General features: G+C 69.7%; 6 protein-coding genes. 3 read left to right on the top strand and 3 right to left on the bottom strand.

The genetic code is table 11. The features are described from left to right. Both B0W88_RS29115 and tagF read right to left on the bottom strand, forming a co-directional pair. Positions 1-1,576 (bottom strand): type VI secretion system contractile sheath domain-containing protein (locus B0W88_RS29115; RefSeq protein WP_198937971.1); only part of this gene is annotated, 1,576 nt, incomplete at its 3' end. A 57-nt stretch (positions 1,577-1,633) separates the two neighbouring features. Beyond that, positions 1,634-2,239: a type VI secretion system-associated protein TagF gene (tagF, locus tag B0W88_RS29110; RefSeq protein WP_077038035.1), complete on the bottom strand. Its 606-nt coding sequence runs from the start codon at positions 2,237-2,239 to the stop codon at positions 1,634-1,636. Positions 2,240-2,365: 126 nt separating this feature from the next. On the opposite strand from tagF, the gene B0W88_RS35255 reads away from it, so the two are divergent. The 3 genes from B0W88_RS35255 (at position 2,366) to B0W88_RS29095 (ending at position 5,003) form a co-directional block, all read left to right on the top strand. Then, positions 2,366-3,754 carry a hypothetical protein gene (locus B0W88_RS35255; RefSeq protein WP_077038034.1) on the top strand — a complete coding sequence of 463 codons (1,389 nt, stop codon included), beginning with the start codon at positions 2,366-2,368 and terminating at the stop codon, positions 3,752-3,754. Positions 3,755-3,828: 74 nt separating this feature from the next. After that, positions 3,829-4,218, top strand: coding sequence for a hypothetical protein (locus B0W88_RS29100; protein WP_077038033.1), 390 nt, complete (start codon positions 3,829-3,831; stop codon positions 4,216-4,218). Continuing rightward, entirely contained in the window at positions 4,212-5,003 is a 792-nt protein-coding gene (locus B0W88_RS29095) for a hypothetical protein (protein ID WP_077038032.1), read from the top strand. Before B0W88_RS29100 ends, B0W88_RS29095 begins: the two co-directional genes overlap by 7 nt. On the opposite strand, the gene B0W88_RS29090 is transcribed toward B0W88_RS29095, so the two are convergent. After that, positions 5,004-5,757: type VI secretion IcmF C-terminal domain-containing protein (locus tag B0W88_RS29090; RefSeq protein WP_304442604.1), on the bottom strand; the 754-nt coding region annotated here is incomplete at its 5' end. It lies immediately after the preceding gene.

Below are 5,757 nucleotides of genomic sequence, written 5' to 3'. Positions count from 1 at the left end.
TCGTCATGCTGACACCCACCGTGCCCGCCGTGCGCTGCGCGGGCGCCCAGTCGACCTCGGGCTTGCCGGAGCCGGACTTGGCCGTGCCGATGGCGCCGCGGCTGTCGCTGGGCTTCTTGCGCGGCGCAGTGCCGCTGGCCAGGCCGTCGTCGTTGATGGCGGAGAGCCCCGCCAGCCGCACCAGCGCCTCGCCCTTGTGGGCCATCACGCCGTTGATGCCCCAGGTTCGCAGCATGCCGGCGGCGTGGGTGTTGATCAGGCGCTTGGTGCAGGGCAGGGCCATGCTGTCGCCATCCTCGTCCACGTAGTAGTGGAAGGCCAGGTCGTCGATGGCGAGCTTGCCGCCCGGCACGCACAGCACCGACAGCGCCAGCAGCGCCGGGTGGCCCCACAGCATGCCGCGCAGGCCGGAGCTGCGGCTGAACTCCTCGAAGGCGAAGCTCTGGATCGGGTCGCTCTTCTTGCCGTAGGGGTGGCGCAGCAGGAAGGCCGGCGTCATCAGCGCGAGGTAGGAGGCGTCGGGCATCTCCTTCAGCGCGGTGAAGGCCTGCTTGACCAGGCGGTGCGGCTCTTCCTTGCGATCGGTGAAGGTGTCCGCGACGATGGCGGTGATGAAGGGCGCGCCGGCGTGCGCGGCCACGCGGGCGGCGCGGCCCAGCAGCTCGGCATGCGGCGGCGTGGCCTCGAACTGGTAGAGGCCGGCGATGTAGCCGTAGCCGCCGTCGGCATCCTGCGAGGGCGCCTCGACCAGCAGCTTGTACAGGCCCGACTCCGACAGGTCATCGACCGCACTCAGGTCGGCCGCCAGTTCCTCGGCGCTGATGTCGATCAGGTGCACCTGCAGCTGGTGGCTGGTTTCCAGCCGGCGCAGCAGGAAGTCCACGCCGCGCCACAGGCTCTCGGCGTTCTGGAAGTCGCCCTGCATCAGCACCGCGCGCATCGCGTCGGTCAGCGCCGCGTCGACGGTGGCGACCAGCGCGTCCTTGTTCGGCGCAGCGGCCGGCTTGACGAAGGGGCCGACGATGTTCTTCAGCAGCGTGCCGATCGAGTCGTCCGCCTGGCTGCTGACGCTGGCGCGGCCGGTCAGGCGGGCGAAGTCGTCCAGCTTGGCACTGCCGGCCGGCGCGCCGCCGCGGGCGCGGCCGTGGCGGGAGATGCAGGAGGCGCTCTGAGCAGCCTCGCCACCCATCGCCTGCACCTCGGCGGCCGCCGCGGCGAAGGTCGAGCTGTTGTTCAGCCGCTTGCGCAGCGAGGCCAGCGCCGAGAAGACCTCGAGGTTGCGGTACAGCTCGTCCGGGTGGAAGGACTCCAGCTCGCTGATCTCGACCTCCACCGGCGCACCCTCGGCGCCGAGCGGCAGCGTGAGCTTCAGGGCCAGCCGCGCGAGCGCGTCTTCCAGCGTGTCGAACTCGACCTTCAGCGGCTTGCGCTTGGCCAGCGCCGCGCCCTTGTCGAGCCGGCCGCGCAGCGCGCCGGCGCCGAAGTCCCCCAGCAGGGCGATGCGCAGCGGGCGCTTGGGGGCCCAGGTCGGTGCCGGCAGGCTGACGCCGCCGAAGTTCGGGGTGAAGTCGCTCATGGTGTCTTGTTCTCCGGGTGGGTGGGAATGGTGTTGCTTGGTCGGTGTGGCAGCGGTTCAGAGGCCGCTGAGCAGGGCGATGAAGGCGGGGCCCGTCGGCAGCCCGTCGGTGCAGTGGGTCAGGCGCAGGCCGTCGTCGCCGATGCGCCACCAGCAGGCCTGGCCGCGGTACAGCTCGGGCAGGGCGGCGATGGCGTCGGGCTGCTGCGTTACTTCATCGGCATCGAGCCGGGCCAGCTCGGCCTCGAAGCGGTCGATCTCCCAGTCTTCCTGCAGCGCATCCAGCGCCAGGTCGTCGAGCCGGTGCAGCCAGCTCAGCTGGGTTTCGGTGCCGGCCACCTCGCGGGTGCAGGCGTGCATCAGCGTCAGCGGGAAGTAGCGGCCCACGCGGTCCACCGAGGGCATCAGCACGCCGCAGACCATGCCCTCCGCGCCCGGCGTCTTGTCGGGAATGACTCCCGGCATCAGCACGAAGCGCCAGCTCGGGCCGGCGAGGTAGGCGTCCAGCCAGGTGTCGGGCTGCTCTTCGCGCCAGTGCGCCAGGCCGTCGGCGAGCCAGTGGTCCCAGGCCTCGATCAGGTCCGGCGCGAGGCGGCGCGAGGCAAAGTCGCCCAGGCTGGGCAGCTTGCCGTACCAGCCGGTGCGGGCAGCGTCTTCGTTCAAGTCGGGTCCCTCGCATCACGGCCCGCCGTCTCATCCACAGTCAGTGGATGTTTGGCGTTAGCCTCATTCATCTCTCGCGACTGTAGCCGCTATCATGACCTCGCTTAAGTCCCAAGAACCCCGACGATGACCTGCTTCTGCTCCGCCAAGCTTGCCAGCCTGACGGCCCAGCTGAGACTGGTGCCGCCGACGATCGGGCTCGTGCCGCCGATCTCGCTGAACCTGGTGGCGGCGGCGAGCCTCTCGCTGGGCGCCGGCCTGGGGCTGGGCCTCAATCTGGGCGCCATGGCTTCGGTGGCGGCCAACCTCTCGGCCATGGCCAGCCTCAATGCGGCGCTGCAGGCGGCGCTGGGCATGAACCTCTCGGCGGCGCTGTCGGCCTCGATGATGGCCTCGGTGCAGGCGAGCCTGGCCGCCTCGATCTCGGGCTTCAACGCCGGCCTGCCCCTGCTGAGCCTGAACGCGAGCCTGCTGGCCTCGCTGGCGCTGGACCTGAAGGCGCTGATGGCGCTGGCGGGCCTCGTGCTGGCGGTGCGCGCGGCCTTCGGCATCGACCTGCGCGCGAGCGGCGCGCTGCTGGCGCTGCAGGCGGCGCTCAGCGCCTCGGCCTCCGCGAGCGTCAGCGCCAATGCCAGCCTGATGGCCTCGCTGATGGCGGCGCTGGGGCTGAAGCTCAATGCCGCCGGCGCGCTGAGCGCCAATGCCCAGGCCTCGGCCCTGGCCAGCCTGATGGCCGGGCTGCCGAGCATCGGCAACTTCGGCCTGCTGGCCTCGCTGTCGGCCGTGCTCTCGATGATCGCGACGATCCAGCTGGGGCTGGGCGTCAACCTGCTGTCGGTCAACGCGATGGCGCAGCTGAAGCTGGCGCTGGCCGGCCTGCCGCTGGCGGGCCTGGCCAAGCTGTCGGCGTCCGCCACGGCCAGCGCGTCGGCTTCCGCCAGCGCCAATGCAGGTGCGGGTCTGAACATGGCCGCGGTCGCTTCGGCGAATCTTTCCGCCGTGGGCCAGCTGGCGATGCTGCTCAACGCGATGGCCGGCTTCAAGCTGGGCATGCCGGCGGGCAGCTGCGCGATGGTCGTCTGCCCGGTGGCGCTGCTGAGCAATCCGGCCTCGGCCGTGGCCGGGCTGAACCTCGGCGCGGCGGGCCTGGGTGCGGGCCTCAGCATCGGCGGCGGTGTCTCGGCCGGTGGTGCTGGCGTGAGCGGCGGCCTGGGCGGTGGATTGACTGGCGGATTGACCGGCGGATTGGCGGGCGGCATCAAGCCGCCGAGCCTGAGCGGCGGCATCGGCGGCGGCATCAGCGGCGGCGTGACAGACGGCATCAAGCCCCCGAGCCTCAGCGCCGGGGTCAGCGGTGGCGCCACCGGCGGCGTCAAGCCGCCTTCGCTCAGCGGTGGCGTGTCCGGCGGTGCGAGCGGCGGCGCAGGAGGCAGTGCAGCCGGCGCGGCCGGCGGCGTCTCCGGCGGCCTCAGCAGCAGCGCTCCGGCGCCCAAGCTCGACGTGAGCAAGCCGTGAGGCTGGACATGCCAGGGCTTCTGCAAGGCCGCTGAGCGTTGGACATGTGGCGTTTTGCCACATAGACTCTCGGCATGGCCAAATCGATTCGCGTCTCCGACGGCATGTACGAACTCGCCTCCCAGGCGGGCGAGGCGATGCACCGCTCGCTGGCCGAGCAGGTGGAGTTCTGGGCGCGGCTTGGCGCTGCGCTCGATGCGGCGGGCATCACGATGGAAGAAGCGGCGGCCCTGCTGAAGGGCGATGCTCAAGTCAAGGACCGGATACTTGAGCAGCTGAATGCCAAGCGCCACGCGCGCGAGTTCAAGGGCTTTGCCTCGATCGAGAAGCGCAAGAAGCAGTTCGAGCGGGAGGTTGTAGAAGGCAAGCGATCGGCCCGCAGCCTGTTCTTCATCGACAGCAAGCGGGCGCGCGAGGCGACGGTGCTGGCATGTGAGCCCGAGGTGGCGGGCGACGGGTGGTGACTTCGCGCAGGGAGACGGTCACGCCGCCGGCGCTGGTGAACCGCTTGCTTGAAGCGGCTGGCGAAGAACCGGTCCTGGTTGGCGGTCAGGCGCTGAGCTTCTGGATGAACCACTACGGGATCGATTTGCCCGATGACCTGCCGGCTGTCACGCTCGACACCGACTTCTTCACACCTTCCGCAGCCGACAAGGCCTTGGTGCGCCGTCTCGCAGCGGCTATCAACGGGACATCGCGCTTCCCACGGCCGGAGGCATTGACGGCGATCGTCGGCCAGGTGCATCTCGACCTGTCGGACGAGGAGTTCATCAACGTGGACGTGATCTTCAAGGTCTTCGGACTGAGTGCGGATGCCATCCTCAAGCGCGTGATCACGATGAAGCTTGGCAAGACAGTGCGGCTGCGGGTCATGCATCCGTTTCACGTACTGGCCAGCCGGCTTGCGAACCTGTACCAACTGCCCGACAAGCAGAACGACAAGGGTGCCGAGCAGTTGCGTCTTGGCATTGAAGTCGCGCGAGCCTATCTGCGTGAGCAGGCCTCCCGCCACGATCCCAAGGCGACCCGCCTCGGGCGCAGCCCCGTCCAGCCACTCGTCTCCGAAATCGAGAAACTCGCCTTGGACGACGCCGGCCGCAAGGTCGCCGCGCGCTGGGGCCTGCACGTCGCGGACGCCATCGACCCGATGCTGATCCCGGCCGGGCCCTTCTGGGAGCGGAAATGGCCGACGCTGCGCCCGTTGATGTCGACGGCCTACGTCGAAAAAATAGTCCCGCCGCTCTCCTGATCACAAGCTTTCCGGACACCTGAACTGCTGGATCTCCCGCATCCGCAGCGGGTTGATCGCGCTGGCCGAGATCACTTCCAGCTTGGCCTTCTTGCCGTCCAGGTTGATGACCACGCTGAAGCGCTCGGGCTGGGCCGAGGGCTGGATCTCGTACTTGCCGAACATGCGCATCAGCGCCCACGGGCCTTCGAACAGCACCGGCGTGCCGCTGCCCTCGCTGAGCTTGATCTGCGAGGCGATCTTGGTGCTGGGCCAGGTGATGGTCTGCGCCGCGGTGTTGCCGGCGGTGAACTTCAGCGGCGTGCCGTCGATGTCGAGGGTCAGGTCTTTCATGCCATCGTTCATCTCGAGCACGCGGATGTCCACCTTGAAGCCGGGCTGCTTGCCGCCGGCGCGGAAGAAGGCCTCCTTGATCTTGGCCGCGCGCTGGAAGTCGGCCAGCGCGGCGCCGCCGCCCGGCGGCTTGCTGCCGTCTGCCAGCGGCCGGTAGGCCCAGGGCGTGACGCCGATGTCCACCAGGGCCGCCAGGCGGCGCTGGTAGAAGTCATCCAGCATGCCGCCGACGCCGAACAGCTGGCCGAAGTCGTCCGGCAGCGCATCCTTGTTGCTGCCCTGGGCGAAGGGGTAGCGGCCGGCGATCGTGCGGGCGCAGAACTCGGTGATCGGCTGCAGCTCGGCGGACAGGCCCTGGCGCTCGGCCGTGCGGCTCTGGTTGGCGCCGGCGTCCGACAGGGTCTCCAGCATCGACTTGATC

Source organism: Pelomonas sp. KK5, assembly GCF_001984095.1.
GTDB lineage: Bacteria > Pseudomonadota > Gammaproteobacteria > Burkholderiales > Burkholderiaceae_C > KK5.
The sequence above is the reverse complement of the archived record's forward strand: the minus strand, read 5'-3'. Positions and strand labels throughout refer to the sequence as shown.